General features: G+C 63.5%; 19 protein-coding genes and 1 tRNA gene. 11 read left to right on the top strand and 9 right to left on the bottom strand.

Features of this window, described 5'->3' with window-relative positions:
* Nucleotides 1-137 precede the first annotated feature (137 nt).
* From zwf to pgi, 3 genes are read left to right on the top strand one after another with little or no spacing between them, the layout of a single operon-like run.
* The gene (gene zwf, locus G455_RS0113980) at nt 138-1604 is read left to right on the top strand and encodes a glucose-6-phosphate dehydrogenase (RefSeq protein WP_028094272.1); all 1467 of its coding nucleotides are present in this window, start codon (nt 138-140) and stop codon (nt 1602-1604) included.
* Nucleotides 1601-2272, top strand: coding sequence for a 6-phosphogluconolactonase (gene pgl / locus G455_RS0113975; protein WP_028094271.1), 672 nt, complete (start codon nt 1601-1603; stop codon nt 2270-2272). The genes zwf and pgl overlap by 4 nt, the downstream gene beginning before the upstream one ends.
* Before the next feature lie 23 nt (nt 2273-2295).
* Nucleotides 2296-3972 (top strand): glucose-6-phosphate isomerase, encoded by a 1677-nt coding sequence (pgi, locus tag G455_RS24155; protein ID WP_084437076.1) that lies wholly within the window; start codon nt 2296-2298, stop codon nt 3970-3972.
* A gap of 16 nt (nt 3973-3988) precedes the next feature.
* Here pgi and G455_RS0113965 read toward each other — a convergent pair whose 3' ends face one another.
* Nucleotides 3989-4465, bottom strand: coding sequence for an acyl-CoA thioesterase (locus G455_RS0113965; protein WP_028094270.1), 477 nt, complete (start codon nt 4463-4465; stop codon nt 3989-3991).
* Between the two features lie 283 nt (nt 4466-4748).
* On the opposite strand from G455_RS0113965, the gene G455_RS0113960 reads away from it, so the two are divergent.
* The gene (locus tag G455_RS0113960; RefSeq protein ID WP_028094269.1) at nt 4749-6380 is read left to right on the top strand and encodes a long-chain-fatty-acid--CoA ligase; all 1632 of its coding nucleotides are present in this window, start codon (nt 4749-4751) and stop codon (nt 6378-6380) included.
* A gap of 144 nt (nt 6381-6524) precedes the next feature.
* Here G455_RS0113960 and G455_RS24150 read toward each other — a convergent pair whose 3' ends face one another.
* Complete coding sequence (locus G455_RS24150) at nt 6525-7460, bottom strand: AraC family transcriptional regulator (RefSeq protein WP_161629395.1); 936 nt, start codon at nt 7458-7460, stop codon at nt 6525-6527.
* 231 nt (nt 7461-7691) lie between these two features.
* Between G455_RS24150 and G455_RS24145 the strand changes: the two genes are divergently transcribed.
* The 4 genes from G455_RS24145 to G455_RS0113930 all read left to right on the top strand — a co-directional run bounded on the left by G455_RS24145 (nt 7692) and on the right by G455_RS0113930 (nt 12143).
* Complete coding sequence (locus G455_RS24145; protein WP_035366772.1) at nt 7692-9122, top strand: APC family permease; 1431 nt, start codon at nt 7692-7694, stop codon at nt 9120-9122.
* A gap of 42 nt (nt 9123-9164) precedes the next feature.
* Nucleotides 9165-10313, top strand: coding sequence for a tyramine oxidase subunit B (locus tag G455_RS0113940; protein ID WP_205620475.1), 1149 nt, complete (start codon nt 9165-9167; stop codon nt 10311-10313).
* 91 nt (nt 10314-10404) lie between these two features.
* Entirely contained in the window at nt 10405-10827 is a 423-nt protein-coding gene (locus tag G455_RS0113935) for a RidA family protein (protein ID WP_028094266.1), read from the top strand.
* A 23-nt stretch (nt 10828-10850) separates the two neighbouring features.
* Nucleotides 10851-12143 carry an NAD(P)/FAD-dependent oxidoreductase gene (locus G455_RS0113930; RefSeq protein ID WP_028094265.1) on the top strand — a complete coding sequence of 431 codons (1293 nt, stop codon included), beginning with the start codon at nt 10851-10853 and terminating at the stop codon, nt 12141-12143.
* Nucleotides 12144-12169: 26 nt separating this feature from the next.
* Here G455_RS0113930 and G455_RS24140 read toward each other — a convergent pair whose 3' ends face one another.
* The 3 genes from G455_RS24140 to G455_RS0113915 all read right to left on the bottom strand — a co-directional run bounded on the left by G455_RS24140 (nt 12170) and on the right by G455_RS0113915 (nt 15106).
* Nucleotides 12170-12631: a pentapeptide repeat-containing protein gene (locus G455_RS24140; RefSeq protein ID WP_051312506.1), complete on the bottom strand. Its 462-nt coding sequence runs from the start codon at nt 12629-12631 to the stop codon at nt 12170-12172.
* 207 nt (nt 12632-12838) lie between these two features.
* Nucleotides 12839-13948, bottom strand: a complete 1110-nt coding sequence (locus G455_RS0113920) for a transporter substrate-binding domain-containing protein (RefSeq protein ID WP_028094264.1) — start codon at nt 13946-13948, stop codon at nt 12839-12841.
* A gap of 54 nt (nt 13949-14002) precedes the next feature.
* On the bottom strand, nt 14003-15106 hold the full coding sequence (locus G455_RS0113915) for a calcium:proton antiporter (protein ID WP_028094263.1): 1104 nt from the start codon (nt 15104-15106) through the stop codon (nt 14003-14005).
* 619 nt (nt 15107-15725) lie between these two features.
* Here G455_RS0113915 and G455_RS0113905 point away from each other — a divergent pair.
* The 3 genes from G455_RS0113905 (at nt 15726) to G455_RS0113895 (ending at nt 18520) form a co-directional block, all read left to right on the top strand.
* Nucleotides 15726-17174 (top strand): metal-dependent hydrolase family protein, encoded by a 1449-nt coding sequence (locus G455_RS0113905; protein ID WP_028094262.1) that lies wholly within the window; start codon nt 15726-15728, stop codon nt 17172-17174.
* A 14-nt stretch (nt 17175-17188) separates the two neighbouring features.
* On the top strand, nt 17189-17908 hold the full coding sequence (locus G455_RS0113900; protein ID WP_035366769.1) for a hypothetical protein: 720 nt from the start codon (nt 17189-17191) through the stop codon (nt 17906-17908).
* Nucleotides 17909-18235: 327 nt separating this feature from the next.
* Nucleotides 18236-18520, top strand: a complete 285-nt coding sequence (locus G455_RS0113895; protein ID WP_028094260.1) for a hypothetical protein — start codon at nt 18236-18238, stop codon at nt 18518-18520.
* Between the two features lie 325 nt (nt 18521-18845).
* On the opposite strand, the gene G455_RS0113885 is transcribed toward G455_RS0113895, so the two are convergent.
* The 4 genes from G455_RS0113885 to G455_RS0113870 form a co-directional block, all read right to left on the bottom strand.
* Nucleotides 18846-20321, bottom strand: a complete 1476-nt coding sequence (locus G455_RS0113885) for a multicopper oxidase family protein (protein WP_028094258.1) — start codon at nt 20319-20321, stop codon at nt 18846-18848.
* A gap of 49 nt (nt 20322-20370) precedes the next feature.
* The gene (locus G455_RS0113880) at nt 20371-20595 is read right to left on the bottom strand and encodes a hypothetical protein (RefSeq protein ID WP_028094257.1); all 225 of its coding nucleotides are present in this window, start codon (nt 20593-20595) and stop codon (nt 20371-20373) included.
* Between the two features lie 287 nt (nt 20596-20882).
* Nucleotides 20883-20956, bottom strand: a tRNA-Gly gene (locus tag G455_RS0113875).
* Nucleotides 20957-21020: 64 nt separating this feature from the next.
* Complete coding sequence (locus tag G455_RS0113870; protein WP_028094256.1) at nt 21021-22370, bottom strand: T6SS phospholipase effector Tle1-like catalytic domain-containing protein; 1350 nt, start codon at nt 22368-22370, stop codon at nt 21021-21023.
* Between the last annotated feature and the right edge of the window lie 41 nt (nt 22371-22411).

The raw sequence follows: 22411 nt of genomic DNA, 5'->3' as shown, positions 1-22411 counted from the left end.
AGTTTGTTCTAGCCTGAGTGACGCCGAGACGTAAAGTCGCGCAAAAAACAGCCTTAATGCCGAACCGCTCTCCCGCAGCCCGGGGAATGTGCTAGGAGGGGGCAGGATGGTACTGGGTGAACGCCAGGAGGAAAGAAATGATTGCGCGCGCAAGACCGGTCGATCCTTTCGATCTGGTGATCTTCGGGGCCACCGGGGATCTGGCACGGCGCAAGATTCTGCCGGCGCTGTTCAAACGGTTCTGTGCCGGCCAGGTGCCGGCCGAGGCCCGTATCATCGGCGCGGCGCGCAGTGATCTGAGCGTACAGGCGTTTCGCGATCTGCTGACCGCAAGTGTGACCGAATACGCGCCCGAACACGTGCGGGAGCCCGGCATGCTCGACCGGTTTCTTGAGTGCCTTGTCTATCAAAAGGTCGACGCGCGCAGCGCCGAAGGCTGGGGCGAACTGGCCGCCTTGCTGGTTCTGGATCGGGTCAGGGCATTCTATTTCTCGGTCGGGCCCAGCCTGTTTGCCGATCTGGCCCGTCGGATTCGTGAATACGGCATGGTGACGGATCAGACTCGCATCGTGGTGGAAAAACCCTTCGGGCAGGATCTGGAAAGTGCCAAGGCATTGAATGCGACATTGGCCAGCCATTTCGACGAAAGCGTGATTTACCGGATCGACCACTATCTGGGCAAGGAAACGGTCCAGAATCTGATGGTGGTTCGGTTCGGGAATATGCTGTTCGAACCGCTTTGGAACAGCCAGTATGTCGATCATATCCAGATCACCGTGGCCGAATCCGTCGGCGTCGGGGGCAGGGCGGAATATTATGATCGTGCCGGCGCGATGCGCGACATGGTGCAGAACCACCTGATGCAGCTTCTGTGCCTGATCGCGATGGAGCCGCCGGCGAAATACGATCCCGATGCGGTGCGCGACGAAAAGCTCAAGGTGATCCGGGCCCTTGATCCGGTGAAGCCGCATCACATCGTCCGTGGCCAGTATGTCGCCGATCCCGAGAGGCCGGAGCTGGGTCTGGGGTATCGTGACGAGGTTGGAAATCCGCGTAGCAGGACAGAAAGCTATATCGGGCTGAAGGCCCATATCAGCAACTGGCGATGGGCCGGGACGCCCTTCTACCTGCGCACAGGCAAGCGGCTGGTTGCGCGATCTTCGGTGATCAACGTGCGGTTCAAGGACGCGCCGCATTCGATGTTCGGCGCCCAGCCCGGGCAGCATTCCAATGTGTTGTCGATCCGGCTTCAGCCGAACGAAGGCATTACTCTGCAGGTGACCATCAAAGAACCGGGGCCGGGCGGGATCCAGTTGACCGACGTGCCGCTGGACATGACCTTTGCAAAGGCGCTGGGGCCGGACGGTCGCGATCCGGCCGATGCCTACGAACGGTTGATCGTGGATGTGATCCGGGGCAATCAGACGCTGTTCATGCGCGGTGACGAGGTCGAGGCCGCCTGGGCCTGGACCGACCCGGTGATCGCAGGCTGGCAATCGTGTGGCGATGTGCCCAAACCCTATGTGATCGGCAGCACGGGGCCGGCGGATGCCGATTTGCTGATGAAGCGCGACGAACGCCGATGGCGGGGGATAAACCCATGAAATTTCTCGAATATCCAGATCGTGAAATGCTGGCGATGGATTTGGCCAACCAGTTGGCAGGGGATCTGAAATCGCATTTGACTGTGGCCGAGACCGTTGCCTTCGCGGTGCCTGGCGGCACCACGCCGGGGCCGATATTCGATGCGCTTTGTGCCGCGGATCTGGAGTGGGAACGGGTGCATCTGCTGCCCACTGACGAACGTTGGGTGGCGCCCGACCACCCGCGATCGAACGCCGGGCTGATCCGGTCGCGGCTGATCACCGGGCGGGCGGCCGTGGCCGGTTTTCTGCCGCTGTGGGAACCGGAGGAAACCCCTGAGGCGGCCTTGCCCGCAATCATCGCGCGGGTCCGGCCGGAGCTGCCGCTGTCGGTGCTGTTGCTGGGGATGGGGGAGGATCTGCATGTCGCGTCGCTGTTCCCTGGCGCCGAGTGGCTGTCTCTGGCGCTGTCAGAAGACGCGCCGGCGGTGGTGGTGTTGCGGCCCGAAACCGTTCCCGAGGCACGCATCAGCCTGACCGCGCCGGTTCTGAACGGCGCGTTGTCGAAACACCTCGTCCTCTATGGTGAAGCCAAACGTGCCGCGCTAGAGAGGGCGATGACATTGCCTCCAGAAGAGGCGCCGGTTCAGGCGGTCCTGAAAAACACGACGGTCCATTGGGCGGATTAGGTTCAAGTATAAGAGGTTACAACATGTGGGAGGACCTGAAGGCCCTTCGGCAGACCAAGCGGAAGCACAACCTGGTTGCGCTCTTCGGCGCCGATCCGGCGCGGGCAGAGCGTTTCACCATGCAGGCCTGCGATCTCCGCTTGGATATTTCGAAGACCCATATCGACGACGAGGTCCTCGAGGCCCTGACCGCGTTGTGTGACCGCAACGGGCTTGCCGAACGCCGCGAGGCGATGTTCGACGGGGCCAAGATCAACGAGACTGAAGGCCGGGCAGCCTTGCATACGGCGTTGCGCAATTTCTCGGAGGAGCCGGTGCTGGTCGATGGCGCCGATGTGATGCCCGATGTGCGTGACTCGCTGGAGCGGATGTCGGCTTTCGCGCGTGATGTGCGTTCCGGCCGGCTGCGGGGCACCGGGGGAAGCTTCACCGATGTTGTGAGCATTGGCATTGGCGGGTCGGACCTGGGACCGGTGATGGCGACACTGGCACTGGCGCCCTATCACGACGGGCCGCGGCTGCACTATGTGTCGAATGTCGACGGGGCGCATATCTTCGATACGCTCAAGGGGCTGGATCCGACGCGCACCTTGGTCAACGTCGCCTCCAAGACCTTCACGACATCGGAAACCATGACCAATGCGCACACCACCCGGGCCTGGATGCAAGCCGGCGGCGGGGATCCGGCGCAGCAGTTCATGGCGATTTCCTCAGATGCGGCGCGGGCCACGGAATTCGGCGTGCCGCTTGAACATATCTTCGGCTTCAGCGACTGGGTCGGTGGCCGCTTTTCGATCTGGGGGCCGATCGGTCTGCCTGTGATGTTGGCGGTAGGCCCCGAGCATTTCCGGGAGTTCCTGCACGGCGGCTATCAGATGGATAGCCATTTTCGCAGCGCACCCTGGGCCGAGAACCTGCCGGCCTTGCTGGCGTTGGTCGGGCTCTGGCACAGCCGGGTCTGCGGCTTTCGCAGCCGGGTGGTGGTGCCCTATGACCAGCGGCTGGCGCGGCTGCCGGCGTATCTGCAACAGCTCGAGATGGAATCGAACGGCAAATCCGTCGGCATGGATGGCCGCCCGGTGCGCGGCGCCACCGGCGCCATCGTCTGGGGCGAACCGGGTACCAACGGGCAGCACGCCTTCTTCCAGCTCCTGCATCAGGGCACGCAGGCGGTGCCCTGTGAATTCCTGGTCGCGGCCAGGGGGCATGAGCCCGAGCTGGCGCATCATCACCGGCTGCTGGTGGCCAATTGTCTGGCCCAGTCGCAGGCGTTGATGATCGGGCGCAGCCTGCGGCAGGCTCGCGCAATGGCCGCCGAGGCCGGTTTCACCGGTGTCGAGCAGGAGCGCCAGGCGCGCCACCGGGTGTTCCCGGGCAACCGGCCGTCGATCACGCTGGCCTATCCGCTGCTCACCCCGGGGGTGCTGGGCCAGATCGTGGCGCTCTACGAACATCGGGTGTTCGTAGAGGGGGTGATTCTCGGTATCAATTCTTTCGATCAGTTCGGTGTCGAACTGGGCAAGGAGATCGCCACATCGCTGGGGCCTGTTCTGGAACATGGCCATGGGGATGTGGAACTGGACGGATCGACCGCCGCGCTGATCGCCTATCTGCGCGACGAAGCGGGCAAGGCCCAGTCGGGCGGGGCCCCGGGCCTCAGGTTCGGGCCGCCGGATCCCGAGAGGCCGCGGCGGTCTTAGCCCTCACGCGCGGGCATCAGCCCTCGAAGCGGGCGCCCTCGACGTCGGTCAGATAGGCACGCAGTGCCTCTGGGATGGGATATCGGTCATGGCTGTCTGGGGTCTGCATCACCGCCACCAGTTTCAGCGTGGCGCGCAGGTCGCCTGACCAGATCTGTTGATCGAACACGATCGAGCTGTTGCGAAAGCTCTCGGCGCGCGAGGTCACGACATAGGATTCGTTCTCGAGCATCTCTTTGACATAGCGGATCGTGGCGCTGTGCACGGCCACCCGGGGCCGGGGCAGCCCGTCGAACAGCGGGCGCCAGACGTTGAACATATGTTCCACCCGGGCACGTTCGAACCAGTCCATATAGGCCTTGTTGTTGACGTGATTCTGGGTGTCCAGTTCGGAAAACCGCACCCGGTCGGCAATCGCCAGCGGTTGCGGGTCGCTCAGACCTTGGGCCAATTGCTCCTCGGCGGTCAGCGGGGTGAGATATCTCAGGGTCATGCCGGCTTGCTAGCGGCCCCTCCGCAGTGGGGCAAGGGCGTTTCTGCGTTGCGGCATCGTTGTCCGCGGGCGGGAGGCGGCGGCGCGCGCCGGGCGGGCAGGAATGGCGTTTTCTTGGTGTTGTGCCCGTACGTCGCTTATTGCCAAGCCCCCGGGTGATTTGGCAGGACTCCGGATATGGGAGGAGGGGACTGCAGCGGCCGTGATCGCCGTGATTTCTTCCTCATGAGACGATGGATGTGACGGGCAACCGCCCGATCCGATTTAAAAGGAGGAGTCTGCCATGCTGGGTCAGATGATGACCAAACCCCTGCTGATCTCGTCGCTGATCGAACATGCGGCACGGTATCACGGGGATACGCCGATCGTTTCGGTGAACACGACCGGCGGCGGCGTCGAACATACCAACTGGGCCTCGGTTGCAATGAACGCCCGCAAGCTGGGCTCGGTTCTGAACCAGATCGGTCTTGATCCGCAGGATCGCGTCGCCACCATCGCCTGGAACAACCGCCGGCACCTGGAAATCTATTATGGCGTTTCCGGCGCGGGCTTTGTCTGCCACACCATCAACCCGCGTCTGTTCCCTGAACAACTGGTCTATATCGTCAACCACGCCGAAGATAAGGTGTTGTTCATCGAGGAGACCTTCCTGCCGCTGGCGGTGAACCTGCGCGACCAGATGCCGACACTGGAACACATCGTGATGATGGGGCCGCGCAACGAGAAACTGGCCGCCGAACACGACTGGCTTGAGTTCTATGACGACTTCATCGCGCCCGGCGACATGCATTTCACCTGGCCTGAGTTCGACGAGCTGACCGCGTCCAGCCTGTGCTATACCTCGGGCACCACGGGCCACCCCAAGGGCGTGCTCTATTCGCACCGCTCGACGATGCTGCACAGCTTCTCGACCAATTCGCGCGACGTGATCGGCTATTCCGCGGCTGACGTGGTGATGCCGGTGGTGCCGATGTTCCACGTCAACGCTTGGGGCGCGCCCTATGGCTGTGCGATGTCGGGCAGTGCGATGGTGATGCCGGGGCCGGATCTGCATGGCGAGGCGCTGGTGAAGCTGATCGACAACCATGGTGTGACCTGCGCCATGGGCGTGCCGACGATCTGGCTGGGGCTTTTGGCCTATGCCAAGAAATCCGGCTCCCGTCTGGAAAGCCTCGAGCGCACCGTGATCGGCGGTTCCGCGTGCCCGCCGTCGATGATCACGGAATTCCGCGAACTCTATGGCGTCGACACCATTCACGCCTGGGGGATGACCGAGCTCAGCCCGCTGGGATCGGCCAACCATCCGCTGGCCAAACACCATTCTCTGCCGCCGGAAGAACAGCAGCGCCTGCGCGAAAACCAGGGCCGTCCGCCCTTTGGGATCGATCTGAAGATCGTCGATGACGATTATCACGATCTGCCGATGGATGGTGTGCTGCAGGGCGATCTGCTGGTGCAGGGACATTGGGTTCTGGACAGCTATTTCCGCATGGAAGATACCGAGATCCTGCATGATGGCTGGTTCGCCACCGGCGATGTCTCCACGCTGGATCCAAATGGCTATATGACCATTCGCGACCGGTCGAAGGACATCATCAAATCGGGCGGCGAATGGATCAGCTCGGTCGAACTGGAGAATATTGCGGTGGGCCACCCGAAGCTTGCCAATGCGGCGGTGATCGGCGTCGAACATCCGAAATGGGACGAACGCCCGGTACTGATCGCGGTGGCTGCCGAAGGCGAAACCCCGACGGCCGAGGAACTGCTGGCCTATTATGACGGCAAGATCGCCAAGTGGCAGATCCCCGATACGGTGATCTTCGCCGATGCGCTGCCGTTGAACGCCACTGGCAAAGTGCTCAAACGCACCCTGCGCGAGCAATACGGCAAAGTGCTGATCGAGGCCGCCAGCTAAGCCGGCGCTGCCGATCGGTTTGAACAGACGGCCCGGGGACGGTTTCCCGGGCCGTTTCTTTTGCCCTGCCACCGGGCAGGGAGCAGGGCGGTTTCTGGACGAAGGCTCTGCGGTCCCTTGGCTGGCCGGCGCGCGGTTGGGGGGCTATCGGGGGGCATCCTTGGCCTGGCTCGGGCTCTGGCCGGTCCAGCCGCGATAGGCGCGCCAGAAGGCGGTGCCATCGGCATAGCCCAGTGAGATGGCGATTGCCTCGACGCTTGATCTCCCATCGCGCAGCAGCAGTTCGGCCCGCTCCTGGCGATAGGCCTGCAACAGCCCGCTCAGGGTTTCGCCCTCCTCGGCCAGGTGGCGCTGCAGACTGCGGGGCGAGGTCTGCAGCAGGCCCGAGATCGTGGTCAGGTCGATGGGACGGGCCCCGAGGTAGAGGGCGATCAGCGCCCGGACCTGGTCACCGGTCGAGTGATCGCGATGGGCTTCTTCGAACAGGCCGGCAAGGTGATGGTCGATCAGGTCGAGCATGTCGGGATCTTCGCTGCGATGGATCCGGTCTGCATCCTGCGCGTCGATGACCAGCATGTTGACCGGCTGGGAATAGAGCACCGGCGCATCGAACCAGTGCTCCGCCTCGTTCGGAACCTCCGGGGCGGGATGGGTGAAATGCACCTCGTCCGGGCGCCAGCGCAGGTCGAACCCCTTGCGGATCAGGCTGCACATGCCGGCGAGCGAGAATTCGCTGTCCTGACGGCTGGTGCCGATCTGCGGTGCGGTGAGCATGTAGCGCAGGATCAGATGCGGGCCGTCCTCTTCCAGGCTGACCTGGGTGCCGCTTTGCAGCGCCGAGGAAAAACGGGCCAGGCTTTCCAGCCCGCGGCGGATGGTGGCGCATTGCGCTGCCCGCAGCCCCATCGGGCCAAGCCCACCGGGACGCAGCCGCGATCCCAGTCTGAGCCCCAGGCCCGGGTCGCCCAAATGGGTGGCCGCATCCTCGAATAGCGCCAGGTAGGATTGCAGCGGAACCGGGGCGTAATGGTCTTCCAGAAGCCGCGAATCAAGGCCGTGACGGTGCAACAAGATTTTCAAGCCGCTCAAATCATCGGCAAAGGCCTCGAAAATGGGCCTAAGAATTACCGCTCTGACAGACAGCAATTTCGGCAGCGGTGCCCCGGGCGTCGACATTTTGCATGGCTCCCCGTTTGTAAACGCCATTTGGCGCAGACTATCGGATTCATGGCGTGGGCTGCAATGGTCCTGCAGGTGGTCCGCCGCGCTAACAGGATTCCATCCATAACAAATGTGCAACAGGGGCGCGCAATGACCGACATGACTGGCGAGAGCCGACTCCAGGGGAATTCCATAGGCCTTACTCATATTGTTTTCTTTGTGGTGGCGGCAGCCGCGCCGATGACGGCGGTGGTGGGGGCGACGCCTCCGGCCTTTGCCTTCGGCAACGGTGCCGGCGTGCCGGGAGCCTTCGTGCTGGCCGGGGCGCTCTATCTGCTGTTCTCGGTGGGATATACGGCGATGACGCCCCATATCTCGGGCGCGGGTGGTTTCTTCAGCTATATCTCCCGCGGGCTCGGAGGCGCCGCCGGGATCGCCGGCGCATTGATGGCGCTGGTGGCCTATTTTGCGATTCAGCTTGGTATCTATGCGCTGTTCGCGGTCTTCACATCGGCCACTCTGGCGCCTCTGGGTGTCGATCTGCCCTGGTGGATCTGGGCGCTGGCAGCGCTGGCGGCAGTGGTGGTCCTCGGACGGCGCAATATTGCCATCTCGGGCCGTATCCTCGGAGCCTGCATGGTGGCAGAGCTGCTGATCCTGCTGCTTCTGGATGTGGCGATCCTGCTGCATGGCGGCGGCCCGGAGGGGCTGAGCCTGGCCGGGTTCCGTCCCGCCGATGTCTTCGGTCCGGGGCTGGGGGTCAGCATGGTCTTCGTGCTGGGTGCCTATGTCGGCTTCGAGGCCACCGCGATCTTTGCCGAGGAGGCGCACCAGCCGCATCGGACCATCCCGCGCGCCACCTATGTCGCGGTCTTGCTGATCACCGTCTTCTATGCCCTCTCCACTTGGGCGATCTCGCAATATTATGGGCCGTCCACCGTGCGCGAGGCGGCAAGCGCCTCGCTCGAGGGGTTCTATTTCAACGCCGCGGCAGAGCTGTTGGGGCCCTGGTCGGTGCAGGTGATGAACCTGCTGCTGTTGACCAGCCTGTTCGCCTGCCTGCTGTCCTTTCACAACACTCTGAACCGTTATTTCTATACCCTGGCCTGCGAAAGCCTGGCCTGGCGCGCAATGGGACGGGTGCATCCAGAACACGGTTCGCCGCATGTGGCGGGGCTGGTGCAGGCGGTGCTGGTGGCGCTGATCCTGGGCGGTTTCGCGCTGGGGCAGGCAGATCCCTATACGGTGGTGTTCTCGTGGATGGCGGGGCTTGCCGTGCTAGCGATCCTGGGCACGCAGGTCCTGGTCTCGGTCTCTGTCATCCGGTTTTTCCGCCACCAGCCGCATGCACGCTCGGGGCTGGTGGTTCTGGTCGCGCCGGCCCTGGCGACGCTTGGGCTGGGGGCGGCCTTCGTTCTGGTGGGCGCCAATATCTCGCTTCTGACGGGCAGTGACAGGCTGATCGTGCGGGCCTTCCCGGTGCTGGTGGTGGCCGTCGGACTGGTCGGCGCGCTGCTGGCGCTTGGCATCCGGCGGCGCGACCCGGCGCTTTACGTCAATCTCGGCCGCAGTCTCGACTGATCCCGGCCCTTTCCCAATCGCTTCAACAAGAGGATACCACACATGACCGATCTGCCCGATCTGCCAAAGATTGATTTCATCTACCTGTCGGAAGAGGACATGATCCGTGCCGGCGTCACCGACATGCCGGCCTGCGTCGACTGCATGGAAGAGATGTTCGCGCTGCTGCACCACGGCGATTACCGCATGGCCGGGGCAAACAGCGACAGCCATGGCGCCATGGTGACCTTTCCCGAAAATTCGCCATTCCCCACCATGCCGAAACCCACCGCCGACCGTCGGTTCATGGCGATGCCGGCCTATCTGGGCGGCAATTTCTGCACCGCCGGGGTGAAGTGGTACGGATCGAATATCGCCAACCGGGAAAAGGGGCTGCCGCGGTCGATCCTGACCTTCGTGCTGAACGATGCCGATACCGGCGCGCCGCTGGCCTTCATGTCGGCCAACCTTCTGTCGGCCTATCGGACCGGCGCGGTGCCCGGTGTCGGGGCGCGGTATCTGGCCCGCAAGGATTCCCGCGTTGTTGGCATCTTTGGGCCGGGCGTCATGGCGCGTACCGCACTGGCGGCCTTTATCGCTGCCTGCCCGAATATCGACACGGTCAAGGTGAAGGGGCGCGGTCAGCGCAGTCTCGATGTCTTTATCGCCTGGGTGAAGGAGAGTTATCCGCAGGTGAGCAGGATCGAGATCGTGGACGACATTGAAGCGGTGGTGCGTGACAGCGATATCGTGACCTATTGCGCCTCGGGCGAGGTGGGGAACCCGGCGGACTACCCTCTGGTCAAGCGGGAATGGGTCAAGCCGGGCGCCTTTCTGGCGATGCCCGCGCCGTGCAATTTCGACGCCGGGATGGAGGCGCCCGAGATCCGCAAGGTGCTTGACAACACTGGCCTTTACGAAGCCTGGTACGAAGAGGTCCCGAAACCCGCGCACGAGGTGATCCCGCTGGTCGGTGTCAAGTTCATGGACATGATCGCCGCAGGCGCGATGTCGCCCGATGCGTTGGAGGATCTGGGCGCCATCGTCGCGGGAGCGGCTCCGGGGCGGCGTTCGGACGACGAGATCGTGCTGATGTCGGTCGGTGGCATGCCGGTGGAGGATGTCGCCTGGGGCACCGTCATCTATCGCAATGCCATCGAGAAGGGCATCGGCGTCAAGCTGAACCTGTGGAAAGAGCCGGCGCTGCGCTGACCCCGTCCCCCAAGGCCCTGGACCTGCGCCCGGGGCCGTTTCCCCGACACTGGGCCGCCCAGATCGCGGCCATCCGAACACAGGACAGATCATGACGAAAATCATCAAGCTCAAGACCGGATCGAAATTCGAGGATCACGCCAGCTACTCCCGCCTGGTTGCGGTGGATAACTGGATCTTCGTGTCCAACACCGCCGGGCGCAATCCCGAGACCAAGGAAATCCCCGAAGATGTGACCGAGCAGACGCTGCAGGTCTTCGCCAATATCGAAAGTGCCCTCGGGGCGGTGGGCAGCAGCCTGGCCGATGTGGTGGCCAGTCGCATCTTCATCCAGGATCCGACGGATACCGAAACGGTGATGACCACGGTGGGGCAGAAGTTCCGCGGTATCGACCCGACCGCAACGGTCACCTGTCCGCCGCTGGGCTCGACGATATACAAGGTCGAGATCGAGGTGACTGCCTTCCGGGGCGCCGCCGATGCCGATGTCGAGCGCAAGACCATTTCGGTCTGACACTTTCAAAGGAGGATCGAGCCATGGCACCGCGGATAGAGCCGGTCGAGACGTCGCAGGAGATACCCGCGCGCTGCCAGGTGGTGGTGATCGGCGGCGGTATCGTCGGGGTGACCGCCGCCCTGACGCTGGCGGAACGCGGCATACCCGTCGTGCTGCTGGAAAAGGGCCGTATCGCGGCGGAACAAAGTTCGCGCAATCTAGGCTGGGTGCGCAAGACATCGCGCGGGGCGGCGGATGTACCGATGGCGCAGGCGGCGGACCGGCTTTGGGCCGATCTGCCGGCGCGCATTGGCAGGACGGTGGGCTATCGGCAGGCGGGGATCATGTTCCTGGCCCGGAGCGAGGCCGAGATGGAGGTGCATCGGGCCTGGCTCGCTTCGGTCGAGGCGCTGGGACTGGATGCGCGCCTGTTGTCGCCGGCGCAGATCGACCGATCTGTTCCGGGCGGGCAGGGGCGTTGGGCCGGCGGTCTCTTCACGCCCTCGGACGGGCGGGCAGAGCCGACCCTGGCCACCAGCGCCATTGCCGCAGCGGCACAGGAAAAAGGTGCGGTCATCGTCGAACATTGTGCGGTGCGGACGGTGCAGACCAGCGCCGGACGGATCAGCGGCGTGGTCACGGAGCGTGGCGAGATCGCCTGCGATCAGGTGCTATTGGCCGGCGGCCTGTGGTCGCGCCGCTTTCTGGGCAATCTTGGCATCGGCCTGCCGATCCTGCCACTGACCTGTTCGGTCTTTCGCACCGCCCCGATGGAGGGGCCGACGGATATCGCGGTGGGCGGGCCGGATTTCTCGTTCCGCAAGCATATCGACGGCGGTTTCATCGTCACCCAGCGCGGTGCGCTGTCCAGCCCGCTGGTGCTGGATCACCTGCTGGTCGGTCGGCGGTACATGCATCTTCTGCGCGATCAGCGCGGCCTGCTGCGCATTACGCTGAACCGCCAGAGCCTGACCGATCTGCGTCTGGCGCGGCGCTGGTCGGGCAAGCAGGTCTCGCCGTTTGAAAAGCTGCGGGTGATGGATCCCCCGACGCTGCCAGCGCTGAACCGGGAAGCTATGGAAAATCTCTCGGCCGCCTGGCCGGCCTTTGCCAACGCCCGCATTGTCGAGGCCTGGGCCGGCACCATGGATATCACGCCGGATTCCCTGCCGGTGATCGGGCCGGTGGCCTCGATGCCGGGGCTGACGCTGGCCACGGGGTTTTCGGGGCATGGGTTCGGAACCGGGCCGGCGGCGGGACAGCTTGCCGCCGATCTGGTCTCCGGCGCAGAGCCGCTGGTCGACCCGTCCCCCTATCGGCTGGAGCGGTTCTGACACTCCGGCGGGCCGGCGGCATCGGGCTATCTGCAGTCCGAATTATCCATGGTGTCGTCGGCCATCTGGGTGTTGCACCGGATGGCACCCTCCAGCGTGGTCCCTTCGAGGCTGGCGCCTTCGAACACCGCTCCGGTCAGATTAGCTCCGGAAAACGAAACGTTTTTCAATCGGCTCCCGACGAAACTGGCGCCTGTCAGATCGGCGTTTTCAAATGAGACATCAGTCAGATCGGCCCGCGAGAAGATCGAGATACTCAGACGGGCGCTATCAAATCTGGTGCGCTGTAGAGCCGCCCCGGTGAAGTCGATACCGGTCAGCTTTCCGCGGGCAAAGTCCTGATCCGAGAGAGAGCATTCCTTGCAATTCCCCATCATCCTCACCCGGCTGCGATCCTCGCTTTCAGCGAGGGCGGGGATGCAGGAAGCGAACAGCGCCGCCGTCAGGAACGCGGCTTTCCGGCCAGTTTGAGAGCGGTGAATTTGCATTTGGGATCCCTTGATACAATGGCCGACGCGGGGGCGGGAATTCTGCCTCCGCACCGGCCTGTTACATCTGATTTGCGCGGGCCGTTTCAAGGGGGGGAGCAAGAAGAACCTTCACATGGCCGGGGCTGTGATCCGCCCCGGTGATTGCGATGCATCGTCCTGTCCTGGACTGCCCGGATGCGGTTGCAATCTGCTCCGGGCGCAGGATCATGGGTTGAGGCCGAAATATTCCTCGGACAGAGCGCGCAATGTGCCGTCTTCCCGCGCACCGACGACTTCAATCGTGATATCGCGTCGCAACGGGCTGCCCGGGGGCAGGGCAAAGCCGTATTTCTCGGGGTTGAAAACGGCGCCGACCACAGTGAGCGGTTCGTCAGGGTGAGTGTGGGCGTAATATTCCAGCACCGGCTTGTCGCCGATGATGGCATCAACTTCTTCATCCAGAAGCGCCTGCGCAGATGCGTTGATATTGGGGTAGGCGGTCAGGTCGAACCCGTTGTTCATGGCGAAGCCCTCGGCGGTGCTACCGTCCGCCACCGCCACGTTCAGCCCGGGCAGATCCGACACGCTGCGGATATCGTTCTTGATGGACAGGGTGGTCATGACGCTGGTGATGGTCGAGGTTACGAAGGCCACGACGATAACGCCGAAGACCAGCCACAGGCCTTGCCACATCCGCCCGAGCCATCCGAACAGGTTCTTGCGTTTCGGAGGCTTGCCCGAGGTGGCCACCGTCATGACGGTATAGAAGCTTTCAGCGAAACCGTTGCGGAAACTTTTCGGAAAATCCTTGTCGAATTTCCGGTCGAACAGGGTGAAGCAGAGCGAGGCGACGAGGATCGCGAAGGCGAGCCAGCCGTAAGCGCGCAGAAAACCGGAATCCCTGAGGCCGGTGAAAATGCTCCAGAAACTGGCGCCGGAACTGTCATTGACCATGATGCGCAGGCCGGAATCGTACCAGGGCTGGGTGAAATCCACCCGCGCCGCCCGTTCCTCGGTGACGGTCAGATTGCTGACGGCGACATCGGCATTGCCCGCCGCAGTCGCGTCGATCATGCTGCGGACGGTATCGTATTCCTGATAGGTGAACTCATAGCCGAGTTCCGTTGCCACGGTCTCCCAGAGATCTATTGCCAGGCCCGAATAGACGCCGTCCGAGAGGATGACGAACGGCGGGCTTTCATGCACCGCGACGGTCAGAGGCTTGGATTGCTGGGCATGCACCATGCCCCCCCAGTTGATCAGCGCGAGGACTGTCAGGGAGAGGAAACACAAGACGCTCTTTCGATATCCTGTGGGGCGCTCGAGAGGGATCATGGAAACTGTCCTTGTAAATAGATCTGTGGGCAAACGGAGATGCGACAGCCTGGGTCAGGGGATCGTGGCTATTGTCAAAAAAGCGCCGAAAATGACAAGGTGGATGCCTCCCTGCATGATGGTCGTGCGTCCCATCGCGAGGGACAGGGTGCTCATGAACAGGGTCAGGACCAGCAGCACGATATGTTCGGCATCCAGCCCCAGAACCAGGGTGTGACCCATCGCCACCGATACCAGCGCGACGATGGGGATTGTCAGGCACAGGCTGGCCAGTGCGGATCCCATTGCCAGGTTCAGACTGGTTTGCAACCGATTCTGCATCGCCGCCTTCACCGAGGCGAGCCCCTCGGGCAGCAGTACGATCAAGGCGATGACGACCCCGACCAGGGCCTCGGGCAGCCCGGCACCCAAGATCGCATGGCGGACCGGCGCGGCCAATGCCTCGGCCAGCAGGACAACCGCGACAAGAGAGACGGGCAGGGCGATCGCCGAGACAATCAATGTGGGCCTCGAAACCTCGTGATGTCTCTCCGGCTCGGTGGCAGGGGGCCGGGACAGTTCGATCGGTTCGAGAAAATCACTTTGGTGCGACACCATCTGCACGAAGAGAAAGAGCAGATAGAGCAGAAGCGAGAACACGGCGACGAAGATGAGCTGTTCCGGAGCATAGACCGGGCCGGGGATCGCCTCGGTATAATTGGGCAGGATCAGGCCCAGAACCGCCTGGGTTCCCAGAACACCCAGCGCCGCAGCGGTGCCGCGTGGCTGAAATCCCTGCTCATGATAGCGCAGCCCGCCAATCAGAAGGCAAAGCCCGACGATCCCGTTCAGCACGATCATGATCGCCGCGAAAACCGTATCGCGGGCCACGCTGCTGTCGCCGGAACTGTCCGAGAACAAAACCGATACGATCAGCGAGACTTCGATCAGCGTCACCGCAAGGGCGAGAAGAACCGATCCGAAGGGTTGTCCGATGCGGTGGGCGATGACCTCGGCATGGTGCACTGCCGCGAAGACCGAGCCGAACAGGACGGCGGCGGAAATCAGATAGAGCGCCGCGGGCGGGTGATCGTGATAGACTGTCTCGAGAACTCCGACGGTTCCCAGCCCCAGAAGCGGGGCGAAAAGCGTCCATGCGGGAGAGCCGATTGCTTTCATGAGGAGCGGGTTCCTTGCAACATTGGGTCATGGCGCCGCTGTTTCGATCGTTTCAGATCCCTTACGGGAAAATCGCCGGGCGCATGATCTGGTCTGTCTGGCTGGGTAAATTCTTGTGACATAGGCAAAGGGGCGTCGGGCTGTCGCGCAGGTCTCGATGTGTGAAACGTCAGGGCCAGGGGGCCGGAGGGCTCGATGGAAATCTTCGGGGCACCGGTTCGGTCGTGATCGGACTGGCGGTGCGTCCGCTTGCGACAGTCGGTCAGAAATCCGGTTGCGGCCTGTATTCCCGGGGGCGGCGCATGGGGTCGCTTTGCGGGCGGGAAATGCGAACTCGCAGCATAGGCTTTACCTTTGGCAGAAACGTAGAAAGCTGTTGTCCAATGCTTAATCTCCGGCGATCCGTGGCGTCAACCGCGCGCCGGCCGGGGCCCGGACTTCCCCTGCGGTATGCATTGGGCAAATCTTGCGTCAAGGGGGCCAATCGCTCAACTTCTGATAATGTCATTAGAAGTTTTCTTGACATCGTAGGGGGCTAAAGACAGCCTCACAAAAGGTTTTTTCCTTCTGTTTAAATCGCCGGTTCCGATCTGGCGTCTATTAGGATGAGGAGTTTTGGATGTGCCAAGCTTGTTTTGAGGCTGCCACTCAGTCTGGTGCGATGCATTTCTGCCAGTGCGGAACGCCGGAAACGCTTGCGGCGATGCGTCGGGTCGAGGTTGATCTTTCCCGTCGTCAGATGCTGGGCGGGATGACATCGGTCGTCGGCATGTTCGCGGGCTTCGGTCTCGCCTCGAAAGAGGCGCAGGCCGCGGGCGCGGGACGTCCGCTGCTGCTGACCAACCTGCGCTTTTTCGACGGCACCCGACTGGTGCTGCACGATGGCATCGACATTCTGATCCGGGATGGAAGGATCGCCGCATTGCCGGCGCGTGGGCAGGGGCCTGAGGACGCCGAATGGATCGACTGCGGCGGGCGCACCGTCGTGCCCGGGCTGATCGACACCCATTGGCACACCACGCTTGTCGCCGTCAGCCAGATTGCCGCCATGACGCAGGACATCGGTTTCGTGCATCTGATGGCGGGGCGAGAGGCCGGCGCCACCCTGCTGCGCGGCTTTACCACGGTGCGCGATGTTGGCGGCCCGTCCTTCGGCCTGAAGGCTGCGGTCGATCGCGGCGTGGTGGCCGGGCCACGCATCTTCCCGGCCGGCGCGATCATCTCGCAAACTTCGGGCCATGGGGATTTTCGTCTGCAGAACACGCTGCCGATGATGCCGATCGACCAGCCCGACTATGCCACCAAGGTCGGTGTCTCGGCCCTGGCCGATGGGGTGCCCGAGGTATTGCGGCGCACGCGGGAGCAGTTGATGAAGGGCGCCAGTCAGATCAAGATCGCCGCAGGCGGCGGGGTCGCGTCGAAATACGACCCGCTGGAATCGTTGCAATTTACCGAAGCCGAGATGTCAGCCGCCGTCGATGCCGCGCGCGACTGGGGCACCTATGTCTGCGCCCATGTCTATACCTCTCCCGGCATCCAGCGCTGCATCAAGGCTGGGGTGAAATCCATCGAACACGGGCAACTGGCCGATGAGGACACCGTCCGGATGATGGCCGACAATGACATATGGTGGTCGATCCAGCCCTTCCTGGCGGATGAGGACGCGAACAAATACGATGACCCCAAGGCGATCGCGGCGCAGAAGGAGGTGGCCGAAGGTACGATGCGCGCCTTCGAATGGGCCGACAAGCACAAGGTGAACTGGGCATTCGGCACCGACATCCTCTATAGCGGCGGCGCCAGCCAGGGCCGCCAGCTTGCCAAGCTCGCCCGCTTCATGACGCCGCTTGAGGCGCTGCATCGCGCCACCGGGGCGGCGGGGGCCTTGCTGGCGCTCTCCGGGGCGAGGGCGCCCTATGACGGGCGTCTGGGGGTGATCGAGGCCGGTGCCTGCGCCGATCTTCTGGTAATCGACGGCGATACCGAAACCAGCCTGGATTGGCTGAAGGAGGAGAACAACCTGCGGCTTATCATGAAGGGCGGTCAGCTCTTCAAGAACTCGCTCTGAGCGGGGCCTGCAGGATGCGGAACCTTTTCGCGGCGGTGGGGATGACAATGCTCGCGCTGCCTGTCGCCGCCGCAGAGTGGCGGGGGCAGATCACGCCCTACGTCTGGGGGACCGGTCTTGGCGGCGACATCACGCCCTTTGCCGGTGCGCCGACGATATCGTTCGACAAGTCGTTTTCCGATCTGATGGAGGATCTGGACGGTGCCTTTTTCCTGTCGGGCTTTGCCCGGCGCGACCGGCTGGTCCTGATGGGGGATTTCAGCTGGTCGTCGAGCTCGAAATCAGGACGACTTCCCCCGGGGGTGCCGGCTGAGGGCAAGGTGAGCCAAAGCTCCCTGACCATGTTGGCGGGGTATCGTGCGGTGGCAGACGAGCGGTTGACGCTCGATCTTCTGGCGGGCGCCCGGGCCTGGGACATCAAGGGCAGTGTCTCGGCGGCGGGGGGCGCGTTGAAATCATCGCCAAGCGAGAGGTTCGCCGACCCGATCCTTGCACTCAGGGCCAATGTCAGACTGGCGCCGCGCTGGAGCGCGCTGGTCTATCTGGATTTCGGGGGCTTTGGTGTCGGCTCGGAACAGACCGATCAGATTGTCGCCACCGCGAATTATCGGGTCAACGAAGGACTTTATGCGTCCGTGGGGTATCGGTATCTGAGCGTGGATTATCGCAACGGGGGAACCCGCCTGGACGTGACCATGTCGGGGCCGCTGGTTGGTCTGACCTGGCGGTTCTGAGTGGGCGAGACGATCAGGGCATGATCAACCATCCGTCCTGCGATCCGCAACCGGCGCCCCAAAGCGCGTGGTTCTGTGTGATGTACGATGCTTGCGGACGTAATGAGATCAGGACAACTGGCGCGCAGTGGTGGATCAGAAGCGACACGACTATAAGGACGCGGGTATCATGTGGAACTTGGCGACGCACCAGCGCTGCGGGGGGTCGGCAGGGGCTCAGACCCGTGGAAACCGGGGTTGGGGCAATATGGAAGCAAATAATTCGAGTGAGTTCTCCGGCTCCCTTTGACTTCGAACCGGGCGAATAATGGAAAAAGGAATGTGGTAATGAAATCTTCCCTGGCTTTCGCGGCGGCGTCGCTTCTTGCTCTGGGGTTGGCGGCTTGCAATCAAGGCGCTCAGGACGAACCGGTCAGGATCCTGAAAAGCGATGGCGAGACCGTGGTGCTGCGCGGCCTGATCGACGCCACCCGGAAAACGCCGCCGCCGCGCTTTGAGGCTCTCGCCGCCCGCGAGTGCGCCCGGGCTGGCAAGACGCCGGTTTTCGTGTCGATGACGCAGCAGACGACATTTGCCTTTGATGTGGTCTTCGACTGCGCGGCAAAAGGGTAGGCGCGAACTGCTCGCCCCAATGGTCGGCGGATGATGTCGCCGGTGAAACGAGGGGTCGGGCCCGGCGGGGTATCCATCTTGCCGGCCTCCGTTCTTCGCGGAGGGGCCATCGTTCGTGGGCTGATCGGCAATGGCGACGTGGGGGTGCACCCCGCCCCGGACCACGTCAGTTCTGGTTCGGGGGCACGCGTCCCTGGGAGGCGCGGGAGGTTTTGGCTTTGGGTGAAGATGCCGCTCCTGGCCAAGTGCATGTCTCAGGCCAAGCGGATCGAATGAACGCCCGGCGGGCAAGCACGGGGGGCGAAAGGATCGCCCCCCGTGCGGTTTATGCTGAAATGGCGAGTTCGGTCATCATGCCGCTGGCGAGATGGCCCATATGGTGGCAATGCAGCATCCAGGGCGCCACTTCTCCGGCGTCGAAGGCGATCGTCACGCTGCCCATGGCAGGCACATGGACGGTGTCGCGCATCGCTCCGGAAAATCGGGTGCCGTTCACCTCGACCACCTGGAAGACATGGCCATGCAGGTGCATCGGATGCGCCATCATCGACATGTTGTGGAACATCAGTTCCACCCGTTCGCCGCTCTTGGCCCTGACGGGAACGCGGTTTTTCCAGACCTGGCCGTTGATGGTCCAGAGATAGGGCTGCATCGACCCGCCCAGCATGACCATCTGGCCGTTTTGCACTGGGCGATCCGGCAACGGGGAGACCGCGCGGAGTGCCAGCTCCTGAGACATGTCCCCGGCGACGGGCGGATGCACCGCATCGGAGAGCCCGCTCAGCCGTGGCACGGCGGCCCCCCGCGGTGCGAGGATCAGGCCGCTGCGTTCGCGCGCGCCCTCGCGCAGCGCCAGCACCGGCAGCGCCGCGCCGTCGGCGGGCAGGTCGATCTCGATATCGAGCCGTTGCGCCGGAGCGACAGAGAAGCGCGTGCCCGCGAGTGGCGCCACCGGTTCGCCATCCACTGCGACAAGCCGTCCTCCGACCGCGCCGAGGTCGATCCAGAAGGCCGTCATCGAGGCGCCATTGATCACCCGCAGCCGCACCCGGCCACTGCGCTCGACCGCGACCACATCCGGGTCGTCCAATGTGCGATCATTGACAAGGTAGGCGTCGAAGTCGAAATCGTTCAGGTCCATGGCCATGCCGCCGGCACCGGGCATCGTCGCGGACATGTTGCCCATGCCCTGCATGCCCGACATTGTGCCCATGCCTCCCGCCATTGGCATCGCCGAATGGCCCATCGTCGTGTGATCCGTCGCAGAGCCACCGGTCACTTCGACCAGGACGTCCTGCGGCGTGCGGAAGGCAAAGTCGTGCAGGAACATCACAACCTCCTGACGGTCGGCGGCGAGCTCCTCGGCGCTATGCACGATCAGCGGCGCGGCGAGCAGGCCGATCTCCTGCTCGGGGATGTGGCTGTGCATCCAGAAGGTGCCGGGACGCGGCACGAAATCATAGGCGCGGGTTTCGCCTGGTGTCAGCATCGGGTTGGTGTTGGGAACGCCGTCCTGCGCATTGGGCGGGATCTGTCCGTGCCAATGCACGATCGTGTCGAAATCGAGCGTATTGGTCAGATCGGTGCGGAAGCGCTGGCCGGGCTCTAGCGTCAGGCCAAGGCCGCCTTGCGCGTTGGTCAGGCCGAGCACAGTGGCGGCGCGGCCATTCACCTCGATGACGCGGGTGGTGGCCGAGAGCGCAAAGCTGTCAGGTGTGGCCCGCACTCGGGCGGGCAGGACGAGGGACGCCGCAGTCGCGGCAGAGGCGGCAAGGAAGCCGCGGCGGGAAATCAGGGTCATGATGAACTCCAGAACAAAGTTGGGGGCCGAAGGCCGGGTTGTTCGGGAGTTACAGACGTGGTGGACGCGGTTCGGGAAGCGGCCAGAGCGAGGGGGCGGTTTCGGCGAACCGATGCACCGGCAGCGCGGTATCGCGCGTCCCATGTGGCGCGGGTGCCGCAGCGCCTGGAAACATGCTCAGCCCGAGACAATGCGCGCGGCAAATCTCGTCTTGCGGCAGGGGCTGGCCGGGATGGCCCGGGGCGGCGGTGTGGCAGGTTTCATGGCTCGCCATGGGGCGCATCCGCCCGGGCGTGGGCAGAGGGCAAGCCGATAGTGACCGCGAAAGCGATAATCACGAAGAATCGCAAGAGGGTAGCCATGATTGACATATGCGTAGCCTACCCACTTTGTCGGCGCCCGTCAGATGAAATTTCCGTCATCGCATGTCATGTGTGGTGACCCAGGTACGGGGGGCGCCCCAAACGCTTTGCCGTGCCAAAAGCTCCATGGCCCGCCGCAGGCAGGGGAACACAACCACCACCTAAGTGTCAGGTCGGAAAAATCGAAATATCATGGAAATGGAGCGGGTAACGGGAATCGAACCCGTAACTTAAGCTTGGGAAGCTCGCGTGATACCTTTTCACCATACCCGCGCTCTGGAGCGACTGGATAATCGCGCAGGCAGCGGGCGTCAAGAGGGGGAGGCGGGCTTGTCGGTCAAGTTTTTTGATGCCGCTCCGGCAGGTTCTCCGGGCGATAGCCCGAATGGCCGCGTTTGCGGGCGAAGACGCTGGCATCGACCTCATGGTCTTCGGGGACGCGGCGCGGCTCCGCCCGGGGCAGATACCAGCGCGGCCCGACGCCCGGGGCGGGCCATTCCCGGCGCAGCCGGGTTTTCGGCACCCATTCGAGAATTTGCCAGGGGAAGGTGAGCGAGGGGTGCAGGGGCGCCATCGCCAGCGGATCCTCCCAGCCGCAACCGGGTGTCCAGCCTGGTGGTGGCCCGAGCGGTGGCAGTGTGTCGCGAAAGGCCTGGTTCAACCGCAGCGGCTTGCCCGGATCGGTTGCATCTTCTGCATCGGCGCGCGCCTCTGCCGCCGCCAAAGCATCGAGCATCCAGGCCATGGTGCGCTGGCCGATGCCGATCCCGTCGATCATGGTTCCGCCGATGTCGCTGTGATAGCCGGGAAACCACCGTTGCGTGACGATCTGATCGCGGCGCCGACCTGCCTTGAACCGGTTGCCGTAATAGTCGCCTCGCTGCCAGGGCAGGGGGCGGTACATGGTGCGCCGCTCGTCCAGGGCGAGCGCCTGCAGCACGATCCGCACCGAGGGATTGCTGAGCACATTGGCGTGGACCGCCAGATCCATCACCGAACCGTAGCGCCGAAGACTGCGCAGCGGGCGGCTGAAGCGGGCCATGGAAGCCACCGTGTCAAACAGCCCCAACGCCCGTATCGGCACCGAGGCGCGTGGTGAAAAGGCATCGTGATACTGACGCAGGCGACGAAAGACCACATCGGGATCGGTGTCGCGGTCTGCCTCGGTCACACTGCGATAGGCTCGAAACGCTTCGGTGACGATATGCAGCTTTTCCGGGGCCAGCAGTCCGAAGTTGTTGAGAAACCCGGCGAGGATCCGCGCCGCATAGGCGCCGCGCGAAAATCCGAAGATATAGATCTGATCCGCCTCGGTCCGCTCGGCCTGGAACTGCGGGCGTGCAAGCCCCAGCACCTTGGCGGTCTCGCGCAGCTCGCGGCGCCGGGCGCTGGCCGCGGCGCTCTTGTCGCCGGCGCTCTGATAGGTGCGCGACAGGAAGGCGTAGGCATCGAGAACATCGTTTTCCAGGCCGAGCCCAAAGGCCAACCCGGCCAGAGAGCGCAGCTTGCGCGCCGCCTCCCAAAGGATCAGGCGCGGTCCTTCAAGCGTGCCGATCCCTGGCACGTAATGGACGATTTGGTCCTGCGTTTCGGTCAGCCCCTTGTAAAGGCGCAGGATATTGCTTTCCCGGTCGCCGACCTCGTTGCCGGTTCCGTCAAAACAGATGATGATCTTGCGCGTTGCCATGTCCGCCCCTCCGCGGCCCTGACCAATCCGGGCCCCGTGCC

The organism is Pseudodonghicola xiamenensis DSM 18339, assembly GCF_000429365.1.
GTDB lineage: Bacteria > Pseudomonadota > Alphaproteobacteria > Rhodobacterales > Rhodobacteraceae > Pseudodonghicola > Pseudodonghicola xiamenensis.
The sequence above is the reverse complement of the archived record's forward strand: the minus strand, read 5'-3'. Positions and strand labels throughout refer to the sequence as shown.

Excerpts from the sequence above, each read along its gene's own strand:
- G455_RS0113880 (WP_028094257.1), bottom strand. The coding sequence starts at position 20,595 with ATGGCGAGCCATGAAACCTGCCACACCGCCGCCCCGGGCCATCCCGGC.
- G455_RS24140 (WP_051312506.1), bottom strand. The coding sequence starts at position 12,631 with ATGCAAATTCACCGCTCTCAAACTGGCCGGAAAGCCGCGTTCCTGACG.
- G455_RS24145 (WP_035366772.1), top strand. The coding sequence starts at position 7,692 with ATGACCGACATGACTGGCGAGAGCCGACTCCAGGGGAATTCCATAGGC.
- G455_RS0113920 (WP_028094264.1), bottom strand. The coding sequence starts at position 13,948 with ATGATCCCTCTCGAGCGCCCCACAGGATATCGAAAGAGCGTCTTGTGT.
- G455_RS0113885 (WP_028094258.1), bottom strand. The coding sequence starts at position 20,321 with ATGACCCTGATTTCCCGCCGCGGCTTCCTTGCCGCCTCTGCCGCGACT.
- G455_RS0113870 (WP_028094256.1), bottom strand. The coding sequence starts at position 22,370 with ATGGCAACGCGCAAGATCATCATCTGTTTTGACGGAACCGGCAACGAG.
- G455_RS0113905 (WP_028094262.1), top strand. The coding sequence starts at position 15,726 with ATGTGCCAAGCTTGTTTTGAGGCTGCCACTCAGTCTGGTGCGATGCAT.
- G455_RS0113960 (WP_028094269.1), top strand. The coding sequence starts at position 4,749 with ATGCTGGGTCAGATGATGACCAAACCCCTGCTGATCTCGTCGCTGATC.
- G455_RS0113900 (WP_035366769.1), top strand. The coding sequence starts at position 17,189 with ATGCGGAACCTTTTCGCGGCGGTGGGGATGACAATGCTCGCGCTGCCT.
- G455_RS0113930 (WP_028094265.1), top strand. The coding sequence starts at position 10,851 with ATGGCACCGCGGATAGAGCCGGTCGAGACGTCGCAGGAGATACCCGCG.
- G455_RS0113965 (WP_028094270.1), bottom strand. The coding sequence starts at position 4,465 with ATGACCCTGAGATATCTCACCCCGCTGACCGCCGAGGAGCAATTGGCC.
- pgi (WP_084437076.1), top strand. The coding sequence starts at position 2,296 with ATGTGGGAGGACCTGAAGGCCCTTCGGCAGACCAAGCGGAAGCACAAC.
- G455_RS0113895 (WP_028094260.1), top strand. The coding sequence starts at position 18,236 with ATGAAATCTTCCCTGGCTTTCGCGGCGGCGTCGCTTCTTGCTCTGGGG.
- G455_RS0113915 (WP_028094263.1), bottom strand. The coding sequence starts at position 15,106 with ATGAAAGCAATCGGCTCTCCCGCATGGACGCTTTTCGCCCCGCTTCTG.
- G455_RS0113935 (WP_028094266.1), top strand. The coding sequence starts at position 10,405 with ATGACGAAAATCATCAAGCTCAAGACCGGATCGAAATTCGAGGATCAC.
- G455_RS0113940 (WP_205620475.1), top strand. The coding sequence starts at position 9,165 with ATGACCGATCTGCCCGATCTGCCAAAGATTGATTTCATCTACCTGTCG.
- zwf (WP_028094272.1), top strand. The coding sequence starts at position 138 with ATGATTGCGCGCGCAAGACCGGTCGATCCTTTCGATCTGGTGATCTTC.
- pgl (WP_028094271.1), top strand. The coding sequence starts at position 1,601 with ATGAAATTTCTCGAATATCCAGATCGTGAAATGCTGGCGATGGATTTG.